The 22,477-nt window shown below is 58.5% G+C and carries 18 protein-coding genes and 2 tRNA genes; 4 read left to right on the forward strand and 16 right to left on the reverse strand.

What is annotated here, in order from left to right; all coding sequences use genetic code 11:
* Positions 1-105: 105 nt before the first annotated feature.
* The 7 genes from dnaB to rnr all read right to left on the reverse strand — a co-directional run bounded on the left by dnaB (position 106) and on the right by rnr (position 7,416).
* On the reverse strand, positions 106-1,500 hold the full coding sequence (dnaB, locus tag ACN1C3_RS17500; RefSeq protein ID WP_419117025.1) for a replicative DNA helicase: 1,395 nt from the start codon (positions 1,498-1,500) through the stop codon (positions 106-108).
* A 123-nt stretch (positions 1,501-1,623) separates the two neighbouring features.
* Positions 1,624-2,070: a 50S ribosomal protein L9 gene (gene rplI / locus ACN1C3_RS17505; RefSeq protein ID WP_419117026.1), complete on the reverse strand. Its 447-nt coding sequence runs from the start codon at positions 2,068-2,070 to the stop codon at positions 1,624-1,626.
* Positions 2,071-2,088: 18 nt separating this feature from the next.
* Entirely contained in the window at positions 2,089-2,982 is an 894-nt protein-coding gene (locus ACN1C3_RS17510; RefSeq protein WP_419117027.1) for a hypothetical protein, read from the reverse strand.
* Between the two features lie 36 nt (positions 2,983-3,018).
* Complete coding sequence (gene rpsR, locus ACN1C3_RS17515; protein WP_002551829.1) at positions 3,019-3,249, reverse strand: 30S ribosomal protein S18; 231 nt, start codon at positions 3,247-3,249, stop codon at positions 3,019-3,021.
* Positions 3,250-3,277: 28 nt separating this feature from the next.
* On the reverse strand, positions 3,278-3,703 hold the full coding sequence (gene rpsF / locus ACN1C3_RS17520; RefSeq protein ID WP_419117028.1) for a 30S ribosomal protein S6: 426 nt from the start codon (positions 3,701-3,703) through the stop codon (positions 3,278-3,280).
* 318 nt (positions 3,704-4,021) lie between these two features.
* A complete protein-coding gene (rlmB, locus tag ACN1C3_RS17525) occupies positions 4,022-4,789 on the reverse strand; it encodes a 23S rRNA (guanosine(2251)-2'-O)-methyltransferase RlmB (protein WP_419117029.1) in 768 nt (255 codons plus the stop codon).
* Positions 4,786-7,416 (reverse strand): ribonuclease R, encoded by a 2,631-nt coding sequence (rnr, locus tag ACN1C3_RS17530; RefSeq protein ID WP_419117030.1) that lies wholly within the window; start codon positions 7,414-7,416, stop codon positions 4,786-4,788. Before rnr ends, rlmB begins: the two co-directional genes overlap by 4 nt.
* 224 nt (positions 7,417-7,640) lie before the next feature.
* On the opposite strand from rnr, the gene ACN1C3_RS17535 reads away from it, so the two are divergent.
* The 4 genes from ACN1C3_RS17535 to ACN1C3_RS17550 all read left to right on the forward strand — a co-directional run bounded on the left by ACN1C3_RS17535 (position 7,641) and on the right by ACN1C3_RS17550 (position 10,794).
* Positions 7,641-7,727 (forward strand) — tRNA-Leu (locus tag ACN1C3_RS17535).
* A 166-nt stretch (positions 7,728-7,893) separates the two neighbouring features.
* Positions 7,894-7,980 (forward strand) — tRNA-Leu (locus tag ACN1C3_RS17540).
* Between the two features lie 223 nt (positions 7,981-8,203).
* Complete coding sequence (locus tag ACN1C3_RS17545) at positions 8,204-9,229, forward strand: extracellular solute-binding protein (protein ID WP_419117031.1); 1,026 nt, start codon at positions 8,204-8,206, stop codon at positions 9,227-9,229.
* Positions 9,229-10,794 (forward strand): ABC transporter permease, encoded by a 1,566-nt coding sequence (locus ACN1C3_RS17550; RefSeq protein WP_419117032.1) that lies wholly within the window; start codon positions 9,229-9,231, stop codon positions 10,792-10,794. The genes ACN1C3_RS17545 and ACN1C3_RS17550 overlap by 1 nt, the downstream gene beginning before the upstream one ends.
* A gap of 121 nt (positions 10,795-10,915) precedes the next feature.
* On the opposite strand, the gene ACN1C3_RS17555 is transcribed toward ACN1C3_RS17550, so the two are convergent.
* From ACN1C3_RS17555 to mutL, 9 genes are all read right to left on the reverse strand, one after another.
* On the reverse strand, positions 10,916-12,850 hold the full coding sequence (locus tag ACN1C3_RS17555; protein WP_419117033.1) for a methyl-accepting chemotaxis protein: 1,935 nt from the start codon (positions 12,848-12,850) through the stop codon (positions 10,916-10,918).
* A 138-nt stretch (positions 12,851-12,988) separates the two neighbouring features.
* Positions 12,989-14,281, reverse strand: coding sequence for an adenylosuccinate synthase (locus tag ACN1C3_RS17560; protein WP_419117034.1), 1,293 nt, complete (start codon positions 14,279-14,281; stop codon positions 12,989-12,991).
* Between the two features lie 54 nt (positions 14,282-14,335).
* Positions 14,336-15,523: an ATP phosphoribosyltransferase regulatory subunit gene (locus ACN1C3_RS17565; protein ID WP_419117036.1), complete on the reverse strand. Its 1,188-nt coding sequence runs from the start codon at positions 15,521-15,523 to the stop codon at positions 14,336-14,338.
* 276 nt (positions 15,524-15,799) lie between these two features.
* The gene (gene hflC, locus ACN1C3_RS17570; RefSeq protein ID WP_419117037.1) at positions 15,800-16,669 is read right to left on the reverse strand and encodes a protease modulator HflC; all 870 of its coding nucleotides are present in this window, start codon (positions 16,667-16,669) and stop codon (positions 15,800-15,802) included.
* Positions 16,669-17,838 (reverse strand): FtsH protease activity modulator HflK, encoded by a 1,170-nt coding sequence (hflK, locus tag ACN1C3_RS17575; protein WP_419117038.1) that lies wholly within the window; start codon positions 17,836-17,838, stop codon positions 16,669-16,671. Before hflK ends, hflC begins: the two co-directional genes overlap by 1 nt.
* Before the next feature lie 96 nt (positions 17,839-17,934).
* Entirely contained in the window at positions 17,935-19,236 is a 1,302-nt protein-coding gene (hflX, locus tag ACN1C3_RS17580; protein WP_419117039.1) for a ribosome rescue GTPase HflX, read from the reverse strand.
* Between the two features lie 12 nt (positions 19,237-19,248).
* Positions 19,249-19,509 carry an RNA chaperone Hfq gene (gene hfq, locus ACN1C3_RS17585; protein WP_419117040.1) on the reverse strand — a complete coding sequence of 87 codons (261 nt, stop codon included), beginning with the start codon at positions 19,507-19,509 and terminating at the stop codon, positions 19,249-19,251.
* Positions 19,510-19,606: 97 nt separating this feature from the next.
* Positions 19,607-20,578, reverse strand: coding sequence for a tRNA (adenosine(37)-N6)-dimethylallyltransferase MiaA (gene miaA / locus ACN1C3_RS17590; protein ID WP_419117041.1), 972 nt, complete (start codon positions 20,576-20,578; stop codon positions 19,607-19,609).
* Positions 20,578-22,476 carry a DNA mismatch repair endonuclease MutL gene (gene mutL, locus ACN1C3_RS17595; protein ID WP_419117149.1) on the reverse strand — a complete coding sequence of 633 codons (1,899 nt, stop codon included), beginning with the start codon at positions 22,474-22,476 and terminating at the stop codon, positions 20,578-20,580. Before mutL ends, miaA begins: the two co-directional genes overlap by 1 nt.
* Position 22,477: the final 1 nt, after the last annotated feature.

Raw genomic sequence — 22,477 nt, forward strand, 5'->3', positions numbered from 1 at the left:
TTTCAATGGGACTCTTTGTTTCCAAAGAATTTCGCGGGCGCGGAATATAGCACAAAATTTAACCAATTCCGACGACCATGGTCGGAAATTGGTGGCACCAACAAGTTATTCGTCTTCGAAGTTGTAACTGCCTGGCGCGAGGTTTTCGAAACGGGTGTACTTACCGATAAACGCCAGGCGAGTGGTGCCGATCGGACCGTTACGCTGTTTACCGATGATGATTTCGGCGATGCCTTTGTGCTCGGTTTCCGGGTGATACACCTCGTCCCGGTACACAAACATGATGACGTCAGCATCCTGCTCGATCGCTCCAGATTCCCGCAGGTCGGAGTTGATCGGGCGTTTGTTCGGACGTTGCTCCAGGGAACGGTTGAGCTGCGACAGTGCAACCACCGGGCAGTTGAACTCCTTGGCCAGGGCTTTCAACGAGCGAGAAATCTCGGAGATCTCGTTGGTCCGGTTATCGCCGCCAGAGCCTGGAATCTGCATCAATTGCAGGTAGTCGATCATGATCAGGCCAACCTCGCCATGCTCACGCACCAGTCGACGAGTACGCGCACGCATCTCCGAAGGGCTAATACCCGCGGTGTCATCGATGAACAGCTTGCGATCGTTGAGCAGGTTGACCGCCGAGGTCAGGCGCGGCCAGTCATCGTCTTCCAGGCGACCGGCACGGACTTTGGTCTGGTCAATCCGGCCCAGTGACGACAGCATACGCATGATCAGCGATTCGCCTGGCATCTCCAGCGAGTAAACCAATACAGCCTTCTCGCTGCGCAGTACGGCGTTCTCCACCAGGTTCATGGCGAAGGTGGTCTTACCCATGGACGGACGGCCAGCGACGATGATCAAGTCCGACGGCTGCAGGCCGCTGGTCATCCCGTCGAGGTCGGTATAACCGGTGGACAGGCCGGTGATGGCGTTGTCGGTGTTGAACAGCGTATCGATACGGTCGATGGCCTTGGTCAACAGGTCGTTGACGCTGACCGGGCCGCCGGTTTTCGGACGCGCTTCGGCGATCTGGAAGATCTGCCGTTCGGCTTCGTCGAGAATCTCGGCGGCACTGCGGCCTTCCGGGTTGAAGGCGCTGTCGGCGATTTCAGTACTGATGCCGATCAATTGACGCAAGGTCGCTCGCTCACGAACGATTTGCGCATAGGCCTTGATGTTGGCGACCGATGGCGTGTTTTTCGCCAGTTCGCCCAGATAACCAAGACCGCCGACTTGCGAAGTCTGACCTTCCTTGTCCAATTGCTCGGCAAGGGTCACGACGTCGATCGGCGAGTTCTGATCGGCCAGTTTGGCGATCGCACGGAAGATCAGGCGGTGGTCATGTCGATAGAAATCGCCGTCGGAGACTTGATCGAGCACGCGTTCCCAGGCGTTGTTGTCCAGCATCAGACCACCGAGTACAGCCTGTTCGGCCTCGATGGAATGCGGCGGCACCTTCAGGGCAGCGGTTTGCAGATCGTATTGCTCAGGAGCAGAGATATCGTTCATGGCCACTTGGGTTCTGGTTATGAAAAGCGGGGGTCTACAGAAAGACAAAGGGCACGACCTGTAAACAGGATCGTGCCCGATGTTACCGGCAAGCACCCTAGGGTGCCAGCCGACAAGTACTGCTTAAGCTGCTACCACAACAACGCGTACGGTTGCTTCAACTTCAGCGTGCAGGTGCACGGCTACGTCGAATTCGCCTACGTTGCGGATGGTGCCGTTCGGCAGACGAACTTCGCTTTTTGCAACTTCAACGCCAGAGGCGGTCAGTGCATCAGCGATGTCGTGGGTGCCGATCGAACCGAACAGCTTGCCTTCGTCACCGGCGGTGGCAGTGATAGTCACTTCCAGCTCAGCCAGTTGGGCAGCGCGAGTTTCGGCAGAAGCTTTTTTGTCTGCAGCCAGTTTTTCCAGCTCAGCACGACGCTCTTCGAACGCAGCCAGGTTGGCAGCGGTCGCAGCGGTAGCTTTGCCGAAAGGCAGCAGGTAGTTACGGCCGTAACCAGCCTTAACATTTACCTTATCGCCCAGGTTGCCCAGGTTGGCGATTTTTTCCAGAAGGATCAGTTGCATGTGAAAATCCTCTAACTTTTAACCTTCACCGTTCGCGTTATCGGCGTCTTTCGGCGCCAAACGACCGCGAATATCAATCAGGCTGTCGACAATGGCCAACACCACGAGTAACGGATAGATCAGTTGCATAAACAGCAACAGCGTTACGTACAACCCCACCAGCCAAAACTTGGCCAGTCGCTTTTCAGCCACCAGCCCGTGAATCAGGGCCAGCCCGGCGAACACCAGCGGTACGCTGCACAACGGCGTTAACATCGCCATCTGAGAACCGAAATTCGGCCCCAGAAGCATGCACGCCAGCAGCAACATCGCTGGCCCCAGCGGGATACGGATGGCGCGAAACTCGCGACCAAAACCACCGGGGTTGTACAACAACGCCTGCCAGTAGCGCCCAAGAATCAGGCTCAGCACACTGACGATCTGCAACAAGGCCGCAATCAAGCCGGTCAGGACGGGGGCAATCAGTGACGCCAGACGCGCTCGCTCTTCTACCGAAAACTGCTGGTAGAGATCTCCAAGCGCCAGCGGCAGGATTTTTACCAACTCCTGCGCCAGGCTTTCGATCTGAGGGCGGAAAGCCGCACCCAACACCACTGAAAACACCAATCCCATCGCTATGCTGACCAGCAGCACGCGGTTCCAGGACTCACTTGCGCGTAAAACCAACGCAAGGCCCGACGACCCGAGCAGCACCATAAGTGCGCGTGGATCATCAGAGTAAAGCCACCAGATCAACGCCGGCAGCAGTCCCAGAGCAAGAACGCCAAGGGCGTCCTTCAATCCGCGCCGCAGGAGCACGAGGCTTCCCGCGGCAGCACCCAACCAATACAACAACGGCAATGCTGCACATCCGGCCACTACCAGAGTGGCCTGCATACGACCGCGCATGATGAACTCAGCTAAGGCGCGCATGCATTCAATCCCTTACTACGTGTCGACTGCCCGGTCTCAGCGGCCGTGGCTGTCGGTGTAGGCCAGCAGGGCCAGGAAGCGGGCGCGCTTGATAGCGGTGGCCAGCTGACGCTGATAACGAGCTTTGGTACCGGTGATGCGGCTTGGAACGATTTTGCCGGTCTCGGATACATAAGCTTTCAGAGTGTTGAGATCTTTGTAATCGATCTCTTTCACGTCTTCAGCGGTGAAGCGGCAGAATTTACGACGACGGAAGAAACGTGCCATGTAATTGGCTCCTCAAAAGGTCCGTGGATTACTCGTCAGCGTTATCGCTGGCGTCGCTGTCATCACCATCAACGCCATCGGCGCTGTCGGAGTGCTCAGGACGGTCGCGACGCTCACGGCGCTCACTGCGGTTTTCTTCAGCCTTGAGCATCTCGGATTGGCCGGTAACGGCTTCTTCGCGACGGATGACCAGGTTACGGATCACTGCATCGTTGTAGCGGAAGTTGTCTTCCAGCTCAGCCAGGGCTTTGCCGGTGCATTCAACGTTCAACATCACGTAGTGAGCCTTGTGAACATTGTTGATTGCGTAGGCCAGTTGACGACGGCCCCAATCTTCCAGACGGTGGACTTTGCCGCCGTCTTCTTCGATCAGCTTGGTGTAACGCTCTACCATGCCGCCGACTTGCTCGCTTTGATCCGGGTGGACCAAAAAGATGATTTCGTAATGACGCATGAATGCTCCTTACGGGTTGTAGCCTGCCGCTCAAAAGCGGTCAGACAAGGAGTGAATGACACTTGTGTGTCTTGCCAGAGGTAGGCACATGTATGCCTGCCGTCACAGCAAGGGGCGCAATTGTAGAGAAGGGGTGAGAGAGGCGCAAGGCAATTGGTGATTATTTGAACAGTCTCGTTCATGCCACAACCTTTCGCCCTGATACAAACCATTGTGGGAGCGAGCCTGCTCGCGATGGGGGCGCAACATTCAATATTTATGCTGAATGTTACACCGCTATCGCGAGCAGGCTCGCTCCCACAGGGGATCTGCAGCAGATCAGGACTTCTTGGTAGTTCCGGCAGCCTTGACGCTGCGCTGGCGCAGCGCTTCGAACAGGCAGACGCCGGTGGCCACGGAAACGTTGAGACTGCTGACGCTGCCGGCCATCGGCAGACGCACCAAGTAGTCGCAAAGATCGCGAGTCAGGCGGCGCATCCCGCTGCCTTCCGCACCCATGATCAGGATGGTCGGACCGGTCAGGTCTTGCTGATACAGATCCTGCTCAGCCTCGCCCGCCGTACCGACGACCCACAAGCCGCGCTGCTTGAGTTTTTCCAGGGTACGCGCCAGGTTGGTCACGGCCACCAACGGAATCACTTCCGCCGCGCCACAGGCGACTTTCCGCACCGTCGGAGTCAGGGTGGCTGACTTGTCCTTTGGTACGATCACGGCCAAAGCACCCGCCGCATCGGCAGAACGCAGGCAAGCACCGAGGTTGTGCGGATCGGTCACGCCGTCGAGCACCAGCAGCAATGGTGCGCCTTCGGTGCGATCGAGCAATTCGTCGAGCATCGCCTCGCCCCAGACCTGGCTCGGGCTCACGTCCGCCACCACGCCCTGGTGCACGCCTTCGACCCAGGCATCCAACTCACGACGCTCGGCGTTGCCGACGGCTACGCGATTTTCGTTCGCCAGCTCGATCAGCGTCTGAACCCGCGGATCACTGCGGCCTTCAGCCAGCCAGATCTGCTTGACGCGTTTTGGGTGATGACGCAACAGCGCTTCTACAGCATGCACGCCGTAGATTTTTTCCAACTGACTCATGACTTGGCCTTAGGTTTACGCACTCCGCCGCTTTTCGCGGCTGGAGCCGAGCCCGCTTTTGGCGGGCCTTTACGGTGTTTACTCGGTTTGGCTGGCTTGCCCGTCGAACTGGCTGACCCCGACCTTCCGGACTTTCCCTCAGACGCCGCTTTACCGCCGCTTTTCGCTTCGTTCAGCAACGCCTGCTTCATTTCACGACTTTTGCGCAGCTCGGCGTTTTTCGCCGCAGCATCGCTCGGACGATAAGCTTCGCCGGATTTTTTATCTGCCGCAGTACGCCGCCCGGTTTTCGCCGTTGCCGGCTCAGGAACAGGTTTCGCCGCAGGCACATCGACACCCGCCGTACGCTTTTTGCGACCGATCGGTGCGCTGATGGTTTTTTCGGCCATCTCGAAGTCGATCTTGCGTTCGTCGAGGTCAACCCGCATGACCCGCACTTCCACGGTGTCACCCAAGCGGAAGCTGCGACCGGTACGCTCACCAGCCAGGCGATGGTGCACAGGATCGAAGTGGTAGTAGTCACCCGGCAAGGCGGTGACGTGCACCAGACCTTCGACATAGATATCGGTCAGCTCAACGAACAGACCAAAACCTGTCACCGCGGTGATCACACCTGGGAACGACTCGCCAACGCGGTCTTTCATGAACTCGCACTTGAGCCAGTTCACAACGTCACGAGTGGCTTCATCGGCACGCCGCTCGCTCATCGAGCATTGCTCGCCGAGCTGCTCCAATGCCGCTTCGTCGTACGGGTAAATACGCGCTTTCGTGATGGTCATCGCACCGGCACGCTTGACGTGCGGGGTGTTCTGTTTGGAATGGATGACACTGCGAATCGCCCGGTGCGTGAGCAAGTCCGGGTAACGGCGGATCGGCGAAGTGAAGTGGGTATAGGCTTCGTAATTCAGGCCAAAGTGACCCTGGTTATCGGCACTATAAACCGCCTGACTCAACGAGCGCAGCATGACGGTCTGGATCAGATGGAAATCCGGACGATCCTTGATGCCGGCAAGCAACGCCTGGTAATCCTTCGGCGACGGACCCTCTTTGCCTTTATGCAGGGACAGACCGAGCTCACCCAGGAACGCGCGAAGCTTTTCCAGACGTTCCGGCGGCGGACCCGCGTGGACCCGGTACAACGCAGGGATTTCGTGCTTTTTCAGGAACTCAGCGGTGGCCACGTTGGCCGCCAGCATGCATTCCTCGATCAGTTTGTGCGCATCGTTACGAACGGTCGGGGTAATTTCAGCAATTTTGCGCCCGGAACCGAAGATGATTCGGGTTTCCATGGTTTCAAAATCGATCGCACCACGAACATGCCGCGCGCCGAGCAGCACTTTGTACAGCGCGTACAGCTGCTTGAGGTGCGGCACGACATCCGAGTATTCGCCACGCAGTTGCTTGGCTTCGCTGGTTTTCGGCTGCTCGAGGATCGTGCTGACCTTGTTGTAGGTCAGACGTGCCTGAGAGTGGATCACCGCTTCGTAGAACTGGTAATCGGTCATCTCGCCGGTTTTCGAGATAGTCATCTCGCACACCATGGCCAAACGGTCGACTTTCGGGTTCAGCGAGCACAGGCCGTTGGACAACTGCTCCGGCAGCATCGGTATCACACGCTCGGGGAAATACACCGAGTTGCCGCGTACCTGGGACTCGGTGTCCAGCGCCGACCCAATCTTCACGTAGCTGGAAACGTCGGCGATGGCCACGTACAACTTCCAGCCGCCGGAGAACAGGCGCAGCTTGCCCGGCTTGACTTCGCAATAGACCGCGTCGTCGAAGTCGCGCGCATCTTCGCCGTCAATGGTGACGAACGGCAGATGACGCAAGTCGATGCGTTTCTCTTTGTCTTTTTCTTCAACTTCCGGCTTGAGCTTGGCGGCTTCTTTGAGCACCGCTTCAGGCCAGACGTGAGGAATATCGTAAGTACGCAGCGCGACATCGATTTCCATGCCCGGCGCCATGTAGTTGCCCACGACCTCGACCACGTCGCCTTGCGGCTGGAAGCGTGGCGTTGGCCAGTGAGTAATCTTCACTTCGACGAACTGACCGACTTTGGCGCCGGCATTGCGACCCGGCGTGACCAGCACTTCTTGCTGGATCTTCGGGTTGTCGGCAACGACGAAGCCGATACCACCCTCTTCGAAGTAACGGCCAACGATGCTTTCGTGAGCACGGGTGACCACTTCGACGATCATGCCTTCACGACGACCACGACGGTCCAGACCGGACACCCGGGCCAGCGCACGATCACCGTCGAACACCAGACGCATTTGCGCCGGGCTCATGAACAGGTCGTCACTGCCGTCGTCAGGGATCAGGAAGCCGAAGCCATCACGGTGACCACTAATGCGACCAAGGATCAGGTCGAGTTTGTCCACCGGCGCATAGGTGCCACGACGGGTGTAGATGAGTTGAGCATCGCGCTCCATGGCGCGCAGGCGGCGACGCAGGGCTTCGAGTTGGTCTTCTGTGGTCAGACCAAACTCCTCCACCAACTGCTCGCGGTTAGCTGGCGAACCCCGATCAGCAAGATGCTTGAGGATCAGTTCGCGGCTAGGAATAGGGTTTTCGTATTTTTCCGCTTCACGAGCGGCCTCGGGATCGAGGGACTGCCAATCGGCCATTAGAGAGTTTTCACCTTGTCTATATGCGGGTTAGTTTGGCATACGCGTATTGAAACGGGAAATTTCAGGCTCGGACAGCACGTGAAAAGCCCTTTGCCAAGCATAGAAAGCTCACAGAAATGCCGCTCGCGAAATTTTCCAGGTATTTTTGATAACAGGGGTTTACAGTTAAAAAGTTGGTCCGTATAGTGCGCGCCATCGACGACGGAGACGTTGTCGATATTGCCCAGATGGTGAAATTGGTAGACACGCCAGCTTCAGGTGCTGGTGACCGCAAGGTCGTGGAAGTTCGAGTCTTCTTCTGGGCACCAATTTAGAGTTGGAGATTACATGAATCTTCAGACTCTCACAAAAACCCGCGAAAGCGGGTTTTTGCATTCTAAGTGTTTGATTTATTAAAACCAAAACAGGGGTTTACAGATCAAAACGCTCTCCGTATAGTGCGCTCCATCAACGGCGAACAACGCTGCTGATACTGCCCAGATGGTGAAATTGGTAGACACGCCAGCTTCAGGTGCTGGTGACCGCAAGGTCGTGGAAGTTCGAGTCTTCTTCTGGGCACCAATTCAAATTCAAGAGCATCGTTCTTGAGTTTCACAAAAACCCGCGAAAGCGGGTTTTTGCGTTTCTGGCTTTCGAATCTACAAAGCCCATCTCAATACCCCCCGATCCAACACCCGTCTTTATAACCTCAAAGCCCAAACCTCAGCCTCTAACCGCACATGAGAAACGATATCGTTTATCATTGTTACAAGTTTTTGCGATACGACAGCGAGGAATCCTGCGAATGATGTTTCGAAATACCCTGCTCCCGACATCCCTTCTGCGTGGCCTGACCATCACCCTACTAGGCCTGACCCTCGCCTCTCCCCTCACCCAAGCTGCCGATCCGGTTTCCCTGACGCTTTACAACGGTCAACACAAGGAAGTCGGCGACGCCATCGCCAAAGCGTTCGAAGCCAGGACCGGCATTCACGTCAACGTGCGCAAAGGCAGCAGCAACCAACTCGCCAGCCAGATCGTTGAAGAAGGCGACCGCTCGCCTGCCGACGTGATTTACACCGAAGAGTCGCCGCCGCTGAACAAACTCGGCGAACAAGGCCTGCTGGCGAAGATCGACGCCGCAACCCTCGACGTACTGCCCAAGGAATACGTGGCCGGCAACGGCACTTGGATGGGGGTCACTGCACGAGTCCGGGTGGTCGCATTCAACCCGAAACTGATCGACGAGAAAAACCTGCCGAAGTCGGTCATGGAGTTCTCCCAACCACAATGGCAAGGAAAGGTAGGCTTCGTCCCAACCAGTGGTGCCTTTCAGGAACAGGCCGTGGCGATCATCAAAGTGCACGGAATGGACGCTGCCGAAGAGTGGCTGACCGGCCTGCGCGCCTTCGGCAAGGTCTACAGCAACAACATGGTGGCCTTGAAAGCCGTAGAGAATGGCGAAGTCGCCAGCGTCCTGGTAAACAATTACTACTGGTTCGCCTTACAGCGCGAAAAAGGTCAGCTCGACTCAAAACTGCATTACTTCACCGGCGGCGATGTTGGCGGGCTGATCACCGTATCCAGTGCGGCCGCACTCAAATCCAGCAAACACCCGAAAGAAGCCCAGCAACTCCTCGCCTTCATGGCTGGCGAAGAAGGCCAGCGCGTGATTACCCAGACCTCGGCGGAATACCCGCTGCGCAAAGGTATGGAGTCGGATCGGGGCCTGAAACCCTTCAACGAACTGCAACCACCCAACGTAACCCCGGCGGATCTGGGCAATGCAGAGCAGGCACTGGACCTGGAACGTGACGTTGGCCTGAACTAATGAGCGCATCGCTACCCGCCTCCGCTTCGCGCGAAGGTTATGCGCCACGGCGCAAACAGCCGTCGATCTGGCTGCTGCTGCCGGTCCTGCTGTTGGTCGCCCTTAGCCTGTTGCCGTTGTTGTATGTCGGGCTCAAGGCCTGGCAAGCCGGCTGGGTGCAAGCGCTGCACCTGTTGTGGCGGCCCTATGTGTTCGGCTTGCTGCGCAACACGCTGCTGCTGATGGTCGGCGTCACGCTGGCTTGCGCAGTGATCGGGCTATCGCTGGCCTGGCTACTGGAACGCAGCAATTTGCCCGGCCGCCGCTTGTGGGGCGTGGTGCTTTGCCTGCCATTTGCCGTGCCGGCGTTTGTCAGCAGTTTTACCTGGGTTTCGCTTAGCGCGAACTTCGAAGGCCTGGGCGGCGCCATTCTTGTCATGACCCTCTCCAAGTACCCACTGGTTTTCCTTCCGGTGGCCGCCACGCTGCGCAACCTCGACCCTTCGCTGGAAGAGTCAGCACGAACCCTGGGACAAAACCGTTGGGGCGTATTCTTCAGGATTACCCTGCCCTTGCTTTGGCCTTCTTTACTGGCCGGATCACTGCTGATCGCCCTGCACATGCTGGTGGAGTTTGGCGCCCTGTCGATCATCGGCCTGCAAACCTTTACCACAGCCATCTATCAACAGTTCGAGCTGGAATTCAGCAACGCCAATGCGGCGATGTTGTCTGCCGTATTGCTCGCACTTTGCCTGGCGCTGCTGTGGCTGGAGTTGCGGGTTCGCGGCAAGGGCCGCCATGTGCGGATCGGCCAGGGTGCCGCGCGGCATGCCGAGCAGGTTCGCCTGGGTAAGTGGGCGACTGTCGGTCAGCTTTATTGCCTGTCGCTCGCGATTATCGGCAGCGGCATTCCTTTGGGCATGCTGGCGTATTGGCTGGCAGTGGGTTCGTCAGCGGCATTCCCGGTGGGCGCCATCAGCGAAGCGTTGTTGTCTTCGCTATCGCTGTCCCTGGGTGGTGCAGCGCTGTGCCTGGTGCTGGCCGTGCCGGTTGGCTTGCTGGTGGTGCGTTACAAAGGCCGATTAGCACTCTGGGCGGAACGCTTGCCCTACTTGCTGCATGCACTGCCGGGATTGGTGATCGCACTGACGCTAGTGTTCTTTGCGCTGCATTACGCTCCCGTGCTGTATCAGACGTCCACGCTGCTGCTGATCGCTTATGCGCTGCTGTTTCTGCCGCTGGCTCAAGCGCCAATCCGCACTGCACTGAATAAGGCCGCGCCGCAACTGGAAGAGGCTGCCCGAACCCTCGGCGCATCGTCCTTCAGCGCGTTTTGCCGAGTGACTCTGCCGATTATCTTCCCGGCCCTAGGGGCCGCGTTTGCGCTGGTGTTTCTTGATGCGATGAAGGAACTCACAGCGACGTTGCTGCTCAGCCCGACAGGACTGAACACGCTGGCGACGGAAGTCTGGGCGCATACGGCGAATGTTGAATTCGCGGCAGCAGCACCTTATGCGGCGTTGTTGATTCTGGTTTCTGGTTTGCCGGTCTATTTGCTGACGACGCGGATGTACCTGAGCCGCTGAGATTGTCATCGCGAGCAAGCCCGCTCCCACACTAGGTCTTCTGTGAGCACACTATTTGTGAGCAGCAGAGATCAAATGTGGGAGCGGGCTTGCTCGCGAATGCGATAACCCAGACAACAAATCAGGCCCTGAACTGCCCCAAGCTCGCTTTCAACTGCGCCGCCAGACCATCCAGCACTTTGCCGCTGGCAGTTGTCTCCACCACCGCCTGAGCCGCGCGCTCTGCCTGGGCATGGATGGTTTCAACCCTTCCGCGCACCGCGTGCGCACCTTGCGCCTGATGGGCTGCAGCCTGGGTAGCCAGACCGATCGCGGCGTGCACTTGCTCAACCGATGACTGCACCGACTGCTGCAGCCGCGCACTGTCACGCAACACCAGCAAACCTTCACTGGCCTGGCGACCCGCCTGACCAATCGCCGCTACCGCTTCGCGTGCACCTTGCTGCAAGGCGCCGATATGCGCCTGAATGTCGCCGGTGGAACTCTGAGTCTTGCTCGCCAGTGCCCGCACTTCATCGGCCACCACCGCGAACCCGCGCCCGGTTTCACCGGCACGCGCCGCTTCGATGGCCGCGTTCAGCGCCAGCAAGTTGGTCTGCTCGGCGATTCCATGGATCACCGTCAGCACCACCTCGATCTGCTCACTTTGTTGCGCCAGGCGCTCGATCACTTTAGATCCGGCCTCCACCTGCCCGGCCAACGCTTCGATCAGACTGCCGACCTGAGCGGACGTGCGAGTGTTCTCGTCGGTCGCCTGACGGATATCCACCACCTGTTTCAAAGCCGCCTGCATGGCATGACTTTCGGCCTGCGCTTCATCGGCCATTTTCGACAACGCACGCAAGCTCTCTGCCACCTCGTCTCGCTGCGACGCTGCCGCCGCATCTGCACCGGCATTGCGCAGCGTCATGGCACCGATTTCTACACCCGTGCGCTGCGCCACATCGCCCGCTTCGCGCACAATCGGCTGCAACTTATCCACAAAGCGATTGACCGCCGCGGCCATTTCGCCGATCTCGTCCTTGCTGTTGAGCTGGACGCGCTTGGTCAAATCGCCCTCACCGGCCGCCAGGTCATTGAGGGCGGCAATCAACAGATGTAACCGGTTGACCACCCGACGCCCTAGCACGACCGCCAGCAACAGCAAGACACCGAGCCCAACCAACGCCAAGCCCATACCGATCCGCCAGCGCAAGGTTGCGGCCGCTTCCTGGACGGTACTGGTGGTGTTGTCCTTCATCTGCGACGCAGTGGTTTGCGCCGACTGCAGCCGCGCTCGCATCGCCGTGGCGCTATCAGCCGCCGCCCCCTTGAGGCTATCGCCAACCAGTTGGTCACTGCTGGCGATCAAAGCAGAGAAGCGCTTATCCAGAGCCGCCAGATCAGTCTCAACTGAAGCCGTGGAGACGCCCATCAAGACCTTGCCGATTTCCACCCCATTGGGACTGATCGAAGCTTCGAGGTAGTAAACCGAAGGATCGTTTTTCGCCGCATCCAACACTTTATCCATTGCGCGCTCGCCCTGGCCTTTTTCCAAAAGGGCCTTGTTGATCGGGTTTTCCCGATTCATATAGCGAGTCAGGTGCTGGCCGGTAGCGTCGTCATACACCACGAACAGCACGTTGGGATTGCGTTGGGCACGTCGAGCGAACTCGGAAAGGGCCGGGACGTCGCTGTCCCACATCGCGCGCGGAGCCACAGAAGCAAGAAGCTGGGCCATGTCATTGGCCGAGTCCTTCAAATCCTTCTCCAACGTCGCACGCAGTTGCACCTGCTCGTCCTTCAGCCGCGAGGACAGCCCTGCCGTGAGGCGCTGACGCGTACTGGTGGACAGACTGTCGAGGCTCGACGTGACTTCGCGTCCCGCCTGCTCGAGTTCGCCAGAGAGCTTCTGACTATCGACGCCCAGGCGATTACCGAGATCGGCTTCCAATGCGGTCACCGTGCTTCGAGTCAATGCAACAGCCACCAGCACTTGCACCAAAAGGGCGATACCAAGCGTAACGAATACAGGCCGCAGCAAACGGCTTTGTAACAGTGAGAGAACGGCCGACACAGGAAATCCCTCTGCTTTGGCGCCATTAAATTGATGGCACCCTGGAAAGGATAATCACAGCAAAGGTCGTGCCGCCCAACAGACAGAAACGACAAAGGGCCCCATAAAGGGCCCTTTGTCTTTTACATCAACGACTTATTAAGCGAACGGGTGACGCAGAACGATGGTCTCGTTGCGGTCCGGGCCCGTCGAAATAATGTCAATCGGCGCGCCGACCAACTCTTCGACGCGTTTGATGTAGTTGCGAGCAGCCTGAGGCAGCTCTTCCAGGGTCTTGGCACCCAGGGTCGACTCGGTCCAGCCCGGCATTTCTTCGTACACCGGCTCCAGGCCGATGTAGCTGTCAGCGTCGGTCGGTGCGTCGATGACTGCACCGTTCTGGTTCTTGTAGCCCACGCAGATATTGATGGTCTCAAGACCGTCGAGCACGTCGAGCTTGGTCAGGCACAGGCCGGAGATGCTGTTGACGTCGATAGCGCGACGCAGGATCACGGCATCGAACCAGCCGCAACGACGGGCACGGCCGGTGGTAGCACCAAACTCGTGGCCACGCTTGGCCAGGAACGCGCCAACGTCGTCGAACAGCTCAGTCGGGAATGGACCCGAGCCAACGCGAGTGGTGTACGCCTTGGTGATGCCGAGGATGTAATCCAGGTACATCGGACCAAAACCCGAACCGGTAGCGATGCCGCCAGCCGTGGTGTTGGAGCTGGTGACGTACGGGTAGGTACCGTGGTCGATGTCCAGCAGGGAACCTTGGGCGCCTTCGAACATGATGTCCTTGCCGGCACGACGCAGTTCGTGCAGTTCGGCAGTCACATCCAACATCATCGGCTTGAGCAGCTCGGCGTATTCCATGCACTCGTCGAGTGTCTTCTGGAAGTCGATCGCTGGCTCTTTGTAGTAATTGACCAGTACGAAGTTGTGGTAATCCAGCAACTCGCCCAGCTTCGCGGCGAAACGCTCGCGATGGAACAGGTCACCGATACGCAGGCCGCGACGTGCAACCTTGTCTTCGTAAGCCGGGCCGATGCCGCGACCGGTGGTACCGATCTTGAGCTCGCCACGGGCTTTTTCACGGGCTTGGTCCAGCGCCACGTGGTAGGACAGGATCAGCGGGCAGGAGGGGCTGATACGCAGGCGCTCGCGCACCGGCACGCCTTTCTCTTCCAGCTTGATGATTTCACGCAGCAAGGCGTCAGGTGCAACCACTACACCATTACCGATCAGGCACTGCACACCTTCACGCAGCACACCCGACGGGATCAGGTGCAAGACGGTTTTCTCGCCGTCGATCACCAGAGTGTGACCGGCGTTGTGGCCACCCTGATAGCGCACTACGGCGGCGGCATGTTCGGTCAGCAGATCAACGATCTTGCCTTTGCCCTCATCACCCCATTGGGTGCCCAGGACTACGACATTCTTACCCATAACACTTGTCCTCATTCGCGCAAACTTGGTGCCGGCAGCCGCCGGCAGGAAAACTCAAGAAGCCAGCGGCAATACTTGCCAAAGCCCGTTCTGCAGAATCAATTGCCGGTCGCAGTCCGCTTCACGGGCGGCGGCCAAAGGTTGCCCAGGCAGCGCCTGAACGACACGCTGACCCTCACTGCGCAACTGGCAAACCTGCTGCCAGAGGGCCGCGTCCGTACTGTCAGGCATCCAGATACCGCCAGACGGTAGCTCGATTTCAGCACGCCCCAGGGTCACCAGGGTTTTCAAATCGGTAGAGAAGCCAGTCGCCGGACGGGCACGACCGAAGTCGGCACCGATGTCGTCATAACGACCACCCTGAGCGATGGACTGGCCTACACCCGGTACGAATACCGCGAACACCACACCGGTGTGGTAGTGATAACCGCGCAACTCGCCCAGATCGAAGTAAAGCGGTAACTCAGGGAAACGCGCAGACAATCGCTCGGCAATCGCCAGCAAATCATCCAGCGCAGCCAGAACTGGCGCCGGCGCACTGGCCAGACGCTCGCGCGCCGCAGCCAATACTTCACGCCCACCGCACAGGTCGACCAATGCCCGCAACATGCCCGACAAATCGGCAGGCAGGCCTTCGGTCAAGGTAATGACCTCATCGATCGCCTTACGTTGCAGAGCGTCAAACAATTGTTGTTCCACTTCACCGGACAAACCGGCGGCACGGGCCAGACCGCGATAGATCCCGACATGGCCGAGGTCCATGTGCACATCCGGCACATCGGCCAGTTGCAGCATCGCCAGCATCAGGCTGATGACTTCAACATCGCTGCTTGGACTGGCGTCGCCGTAGAGCTCGGCGCCCAGCTGAATCGGGCTGCGCGAGGACGACAAGGCCCGCGGCTGCGCATGCAGAACGCTACCGGCATAGCATAGGCGACTCGGGCCTTCGCGACGCAGGGTGTGCGCATCGATGCGCGCCACTTGCGGCGTGATGTCAGCACGGAAGCCCATCTGGCGACCCGACTGCGGGTCGATCACCTTGAAGGTCCGCAAATCGAGATCCTGACCTGCGCCAGTCAGCAGCGATTCCAGGTATTCGATATGCGGGGTGACGACGAACTCATAGCCCCAGCTCTGGAACAGATCCAACACCTGACGGCGCGCCACTTCGATGCGCGCCGCTTCTGGTGGAAGTACTTCTTCGATGCCATCTGGCAGCAGCCAGCGGTCTACCGTTGCCATTACGCCATTCCCCTGTGATCCGGGCGGCAAGCCCTTGGGCGAGCCTTGAGTGAAGCAGAAAGCACTCGCATCCGGCGCGAACTCAGCCGGACAGGCAGCCTAAAAGGCTGTGCAGAGCGCTTTCCTCGAAAAATCTTGCCGGGCTCTCAAGCGAACTCCAGCCAATCAAACGTGCAGACGCAAAAAAGCCGGGAATTTCCCGGCTGCCGCATCATACACTCGTTTTCCCAAAGGATCACCCCGCCAAGCGCTTTAGCCGCCCGGCGGGGTGCCCCATCAAGGCTTGGCTTTTTCCAGATAACGGAAGAAGTCGCTGCCTGGGTCCAGAACCATGACGTCGGTTTTGTTCGCGAAGCTTTCACGGTAGGCACGCAGGCTACGGTAAAACGCGTAGAACTCCTGATCCTGACCATAGGCCTTGGCGTAAATCGAAGCGGCCTGGGCGTCGCCATCACCGCGAACCTCTTCAGACTCACGATAAGCCTCAGCCAACAGCACGCGACGCTGACGATCGGCGTCGGCACGAATGCCTTCTGCCAATTCGTTACCTTTGGCGCGATGCTCACGAGCCTCACGCTCACGCTCGGTGCTCATACGCTCGAACACGCTGCGATTCACTTCCTTCGGCAAATCGATGGCTTTGACCCGAACATCGATGACTTCGATGCCCAGCTCTTTTTCCGCCATTTTATTGAGCGAAGCAGTGATGTCCGCCATTAGCGCATCACGCTCACCAGAAACCACTTCATGCAGGGTCCGTTTGCCGAACTGGTCACGCAGGCCCGATTCCAGACGGCGCGAGAGGCGCTCGTCAGCAATCTGCTTGAGGCCGGATGTCGCGGTGTAGAAGCGCTCGGCATCTTTCACGCGCCACTTGGCGTAGGCATCGACCATGACGGCTTTCTTTTCCAGTGTCAGGAAGCGCTGCGTCGGTGCATCAAGCGTCATCAAGCGCGCGTCGAACTTACGCACCTGGTTTACGTAAGGCACTTTCACATGCAGGCCCGGCTGAACATCAGCCTGAACCACGCGACCGAACTGCAGCAACACCGCACGCTCTGTCTGAGCCACGATGTAGAAGCAGTTCCAGGCAGCGATAGCCACGACGACGCCGACAATAAGGGCGATCAGCGATTTATTGCTCATCAGCGACTCTCCCTGGAACGCGTTGGCTGTTGCTGCGAATCCGCTGCGCGCGTGCTCACATCGTTGTTGCCAACGGCCGCCGCGCCCGTTACGGGTGCAGTGCCGCTACGGCCACCGTCGATCATCTTGTCCAGCGGCAGGTAAAGCAGATTGTTCTGCCCACCCTTGTTGCCGGTCACAAGCACCTTGCTGGTGTTGCTGAAGACTTCCTGCATGGTGTCCAGGTACAGACGCTGACGGGTCACTTCAGGGGCCTTGCGATACTCAGCCACAAGCTTGGTAAAGCGATCAGCCTCACCCTTGGCGCGAGAGACGGTCTCGTCGCGATAACCGTTGGCATCCTCAAGGATGCGCTGAGCCTGACCACGAGCTTCCGGCACGACGCCGTTGGCGTAGGTCTCAGCCTGGTTACGCGAACGCTGCTCATCTTCACGAGCGCGGATCACGTCATCGAAGGCTTCCTGGACTTCACGCGGTGCAGCTGCGCTCTGAACGTTGACCTGGGTGACGGTGATACCGGTGCGATAGGTATCGAGGAAACGTTGTAGACGCTCCTTGATTTCGCTGGCCATCAATTCACGCCCCTCGGTCAGCACCTGATCCATCGCAGTGGAACCCACCACATGGCGCAGGGCGCTCTCGGTCGCGTGCTGCAGGCTGATTTCCGGCTGATCGACGTTCAGCACGAAGTCCTGCAAGTTGCTGATCTTGTACTGCACGGTCAGCGGTACTTCGACGATATTTTCGTCTTCAGTCAGCATTTGACCCTGCTTGGTATAGGCACGCTCACGCGTGACGTTTTCCATGTACTTGCGATCGATCGGCGGGAAATAGATATTCAGGCCCGGGCCGACGGTTTCATAGTATTTGCCGAAGCGCAGCACCACGGCCTGCTCCTGCTCGTCTACCACGTAAACCGCGCTGTACAGCCAAACGGCTGCCAATATGACAAGACCAATGCCCAGCAAGCCGTAACCACCGCCCTTGCCTGAACCACCGCCGTCATCACCCCGTTTCTTACTACCACCGAACAACCCATTCAGGCTTTCCTGTAGCTTTCGGAAGGCCTCGTCGAGATCTGGTGGCCCCTTGCGGTCGCCATTATTGCGGCGCTTACCACCCCAAGGATCCTGATTATTCGAGTTGCCACCCGGCTCATTCCAAGCCATAGCGCTCTCCATCTGATAAAGCAAAGACGCGCCCACGGCGCGCCGACCAATGCTACAGAATGCCCGTCACAGCGGCACAACCGCTTTTTCAGGCTTTTATTGCAAAGTGTGTTGCTCGATGAATTCCAGCGGTTGCATTCCTTCGCGACTCACCAGTCGATTCAACTCGACCCGTGGCAAGCGAACAGCCAGCAAACTGATGCCTTCTTCGTCGTGTTCTTCTTTCTGTACTGCGCCTAAAGCGAAGAACTGAGCCCGCAGTCGAGCAAAACGCTGCGGCAAGCGCAAGGTGCCGACGAACAAATCGTTGCCGAGCAATTCTGCGACAGCCTGTTTGAGCAGGTCCAGGCCCTGACCGTCCCGCGCCGACAACCAGACCCGCTGCGGTTTACCCTCGGCATCACGCTGGATCTGCGGCTCCACGCCTTCGAGCAAATCGAGTTTGTTATAGACCTCCAGGATCGGCAAGTCTTGAGCACCAATCTCACCGAGCACCACCATGACCTGTTCAATCTGGGCCATACGCTCGGGTTCATGGGCGTCGATCACGTGCAGCAACAGGTCGGAGTTGCTCGACTCTTCGAGCGTAGCCCGAAAAGCCTCGACCAGTTTGTGCGGCAAATGACGAATAAAACCCACAGTATCGGCCAGCACAATGGGACCGAGATCGTCGAGTTCAAGCCGGCGCAGTGTCGGGTCAAGGGTGGCGAACAGCTGGTTGGCCGCAAAGACATCGGAATCGGTCACCGAGTTGAACAGCGTCGATTTGCCGGCGTTGGTATAACCCACCAGTGAAACCGTCGGAATGTCAGCACGCTTGCGCCCGCGTCGCGATTGCTCACGCTGGCTGCGAACCTTTTCCAGTCGCCCCTTGATCTGCCGCAGTCGAACCCGCAGCAGACGCCGGTCGGTTTCGAGCTGGGTTTCACCCGGGCCGCGCAGACCGATACCGCCTTTCTGCCGCTCAAGGTGAGTCCAACCGCGAACCAGCCGCGTACTCATGTACTCAAGCTGGGCCAGTTCGACCTGGAGCTTGCCTTCATGGGTGCGTGCGCGTTGGGCGAAGATATCGAGAATCAAACCCGTACGGTCAATCACGCGACACTCGAAAACACGTTCGAGGTTACGTTCCTGACTAGGTGTGAGAATGTGATTGAAAATCACCAGATCTACCTGTTCGGCTTTGACCAGGTCGCGTAACTCTTCGACCTTGCCGCTGCCAATCAGGTATTTGGCGGATGGCCGATGACGCGGCACGTTAAAAAACGCGACGGTCTCGGCACCAGCCGATATTGCCAACTCCTGAAACTCCTGCGGATCTTCGCGCGCCTCAGGGTCCTGACCATCCAAGTGAACGAGGATTGCCCGCTCACCACCACCGTGGCGCTCAAAGAACAAAGGAGACTCCTATCAGGCGTTACCTGGCTCAGCGTCGCCCTGTTCGGTTTCGGTTGCGCTAGGCAAGCGAATTGGACGAACCGGCACCACTGTCGAGATAGCGTGTTTGTAAACCATCTGGCTGACGGTGTTTTTCAGCAAAATCACGAACTGGTCGAAGGACTCGATCTGACCTTGCAGTTTGATCCCGTTGACCAGATAAATGGAAACCCCAACTTTCTCTTTACGTAAAGTATTCAAGTAAGGGTCTTGTAGCGAATGCCCTTTTGACATGTGCCGCACTCCTTTAAGGATCAATAATAAAAAAAATTAGAAAACAGATGGCTTGTGGCCGCCACTCCCCCAAAGGATAGACGGCAATTGCAAGGACTCAGCTCAATATGGAGACCGTTCCCAAGTATTTCAAGGCGCGTGGCAGATTGTCGCAATCCAGGCTGTCCAGCCAATGCAGGTCAGCCCAGCTGCGTAGCCAGGTGAACTGGCGCTTCGCCAATTGGCGCGTGGCAATGATGCCGCGCTCCTGCATCTCGGCTGACGTCAGCTTGCCATCCAGATGATCCCAGACTTGTCGATAGCCTACAGCACGTATAGACGGCAACCCGGTATGCAGGTCACTTCTTGAACGCAGAGCTACGACCTCGTCAATGAACCCCTGTTCCAACATTTGTGTGAATCTTTGTGCAATTCGCTCGTGCAGTACCTGACGGTTCGCCGGAGCGATGGCCAAGTTCGCGACAGTATAGGGCAATTGTCCGTGTCCCGAAGCGGCTGCTTCAGTACTTTGCGCAGATTGTCGCTGTCGATGAGCCGTCATGCTCAGGCCGCTGACTCGATAAACTTCCAGCGCCCGGCTCAGTCGTTGCGGATCATTGGGATGGATTCTCGCCGCAGATTCCGGATCGATAACCGCCAGCTGGTCGTGCAGGGCTTGCCAGCCAAGGCGTGCAGCCTCTTCTTCAATTTCTGCGCGCACCTGCGGATCGGCCGCTGGCATATCCGCCAGACCTTCGAGCAAAGCCTTGTAATAGAGCATTGTCCCGCCCACCAGCAGCGGAATCTTGCCGCGCGCGGTGATGTCGGCCATGGCCGCCAGGGCGTCAGTACGAAATTCAGCCGCTGAATAGCTCTGCGCCGGATCGAGAATATCGATCAATCGATGGGGAAATTGCGCCAACAGCTCTTTTGAAGGCTTGGCGGTGCCGATGTCCATGCCGCGATAGACCAGCGCCGAATCGACGCTGATCAGCTCGCAGGGCAGCACTTTAGTCAGTTCGATGGCCAGATCGGTCTTGCCCGCAGCCGTCGGGCCCATCAGGAATATGGCTGGAGGGAGCTGACTCATCAACGACCGCGCAAGAACAGTTTGTCCAGATCGTCCAGACCCAATTGGGTCCAGGTCGGCCGGCCATGGTTACATTGGCCGCTACGCTCGGTGTTTTCCATATCGCGCAGCAAACCGTTCATTTCCGGCAAGGCCAGGCGCCGATTGGCGCGAATCGCACCGTGGCAGGCCATGGTCCCGAGCAACTCGTTGAGATGCGCCTGGATTCGGTCGCTGGTGCCGTACTCCATCAGGTCCGCCAGGACGTCATGAACCAGACGGTTGGCCTCGGCCTGCTTGAGCAGCGCCGGAATTTGCCGGATGGCCAGGGTTTCAGGGCCCAGCCGCTGCAACTCGAAGCCCAGACGCTGGAACCATCCGACGTGCTCTTCAGCGCAATCCGCTTCGCGCTGACTGACTGCAATCGACTCAGGCACCAACAATGGCTGACCGCTCAGGCCTTCGCTGGCCATGGCGACTTTCAGCCGCTCATACATGATCCGCTCATGGGCTGCGTGCATATCCACCAGCACCAGACCCTGGGCGTTTTCTGAAAGAATATAGATGCCTTTGAGCTGCGCCAGCGCATAACCCAAGGGCGGAATATCACCTTGGCCGTCGGGCAATGACACTGCCCCGCTTACTGGCAAAGGCGCATAAAACTCGCGATAGGCACTCTGGGCTTCGGCGGCCGGCAGCGCCGATTGAGGCCGTGGCGTGTATTGGTATTGATAGCCCGCCCCGGCGCCGGAGCCTGGCGTATTGAATGTCGGTTGCGGCTGGGGCTGTTCCAGCAGCAGATTGGCCGCCAGACGCATTTCACCTTGCGGACCGAACTCACCGGCCTCGATTCCGCTTGGCCGGACAACGCCGGCAACAGCGGCTGGCGCGGCCAGATGATCTTCCGGACGCACGTCGCCCAAGGCGCGGTGCAAGGTCCCGTAGAGGAAGTCGTGAACCATGCGCCCGTCACGGAAGCGCACTTCGTGTTTGGTCGGGTGGACGTTGACGTCCACGACCGCCGGGTCGACTTCGAAAAACAGTACAAAAGTCGGATGCCGGCCATTGAAGAGCACGTCCCGGTAAGCCTGACGCACCGCGTGAGCCACCAGTTTGTCGCGCACGGCACGGCCGTTAACATAGAAATATTGCAAATCCGCCTGACTGCGGGAGAACGTCGGCAACCCGACCCAACCCCACAGATGCAGACCATTACGCTCGACCTCGATCGGCAGGGCCTGCTCGAGAAAACCGGCACCGCACACCGCCGCCACACGCCGGGCGCGGGCTGCATCGTCATTTGCTTCGTGCAGGCTGAGGATGGTCTTGCCGTTGTGGCGCAAGTGGAAAGCCACGTCGAAACGCGCCAGCGCCAAACGTTTGATCACTTCTTGCAAGTGATCAAATTCGGTTTTCTCGGCTTTGAGGAATTTACGTCGTGCCGGAGTATTGAAAAACAGATCGCGCACTTCCACCGAAGTCCCGACCGGATGGGCCGCCGGCTGCACGCGCGGCGCCATGTCACGACCTTCGGTCTCGACTTGCCAGGCCTGGTCGGCATCGCGGGTACGGGAAGTCAAGGTCAACCGCGCCACCGAGCTGATGGACGCCAGTGCCTCCCCACGAAATCCCAGGCTCATGACGCGCTCAAGGTCTTCCAGATCGCGAATTTTGCTGGTGGCATGGCGTGCCAGGGCCAACGGCAGGTCATCCGAAGAGATGCCGCTGCCATCGTCACGTACGCGCAACAGCTTGACCCCGGCTTGTTCGACATCCACATCGATGCGCTTGGCACCCGAGTCGAGGCTGTTTTCCAGCAATTCCTTGATCACTGACGCCGGGCGCTCGACCACCTCACCGGCGGCGATCTGGTTCGCCAGCCGCGGGCTGAGCAGCTCGATACGCGCGTTATTGCTCAGC

The organism is Pseudomonas sp. H11T01 (assembly GCF_048515765.1).
In the GTDB taxonomy this organism is placed as follows: domain Bacteria; phylum Pseudomonadota; class Gammaproteobacteria; order Pseudomonadales; family Pseudomonadaceae; genus Aquipseudomonas.

Bases quoted from the DNA above. Each gene is read 5' to 3' on its own strand.
- hfq (WP_419117040.1), bottom strand. From the start codon at position 19,509: ATGTCAAAAGGGCATTCGCTACAAGACCCTTACTTGAATACTTTACGT.
- rnr (WP_419117030.1), bottom strand. From the start codon at position 7,416: ATGGCCGATTGGCAGTCCCTCGATCCCGAGGCCGCTCGTGAAGCGGAA.
- ACN1C3_RS17565 (WP_419117036.1), bottom strand. From the start codon at position 15,523: ATGGCAACGGTAGACCGCTGGCTGCTGCCAGATGGCATCGAAGAAGTA.
- ACN1C3_RS17545 (WP_419117031.1), top strand. From the start codon at position 8,204: ATGATGTTTCGAAATACCCTGCTCCCGACATCCCTTCTGCGTGGCCTG.
- rpsF (WP_419117028.1), bottom strand. From the start codon at position 3,703: ATGCGTCATTACGAAATCATCTTTTTGGTCCACCCGGATCAAAGCGAG.
- miaA (WP_419117041.1), bottom strand. From the start codon at position 20,578: ATGAGTCAGCTCCCTCCAGCCATATTCCTGATGGGCCCGACGGCTGCG.
- rpsR (WP_002551829.1), bottom strand. From the start codon at position 3,249: ATGGCACGTTTCTTCCGTCGTCGTAAATTCTGCCGCTTCACCGCTGAA.
- rplI (WP_419117026.1), bottom strand. From the start codon at position 2,070: ATGCAACTGATCCTTCTGGAAAAAATCGCCAACCTGGGCAACCTGGGC.
- ACN1C3_RS17550 (WP_419117032.1), top strand. From the start codon at position 9,229: ATGAGCGCATCGCTACCCGCCTCCGCTTCGCGCGAAGGTTATGCGCCA.
- rlmB (WP_419117029.1), bottom strand. From the start codon at position 4,789: ATGAGTCAGTTGGAAAAAATCTACGGCGTGCATGCTGTAGAAGCGCTG.
- hflK (WP_419117038.1), bottom strand. From the start codon at position 17,838: ATGGCTTGGAATGAGCCGGGTGGCAACTCGAATAATCAGGATCCTTGG.
- dnaB (WP_419117025.1), bottom strand. From the start codon at position 1,500: ATGAACGATATCTCTGCTCCTGAGCAATACGATCTGCAAACCGCTGCC.
- ACN1C3_RS17510 (WP_419117027.1), bottom strand. From the start codon at position 2,982: ATGCGCGCCTTAGCTGAGTTCATCATGCGCGGTCGTATGCAGGCCACT.
- ACN1C3_RS17560 (WP_419117034.1), bottom strand. From the start codon at position 14,281: ATGGGTAAGAATGTCGTAGTCCTGGGCACCCAATGGGGTGATGAGGGC.
- hflC (WP_419117037.1), bottom strand. From the start codon at position 16,669: ATGAGCAATAAATCGCTGATCGCCCTTATTGTCGGCGTCGTCGTGGCT.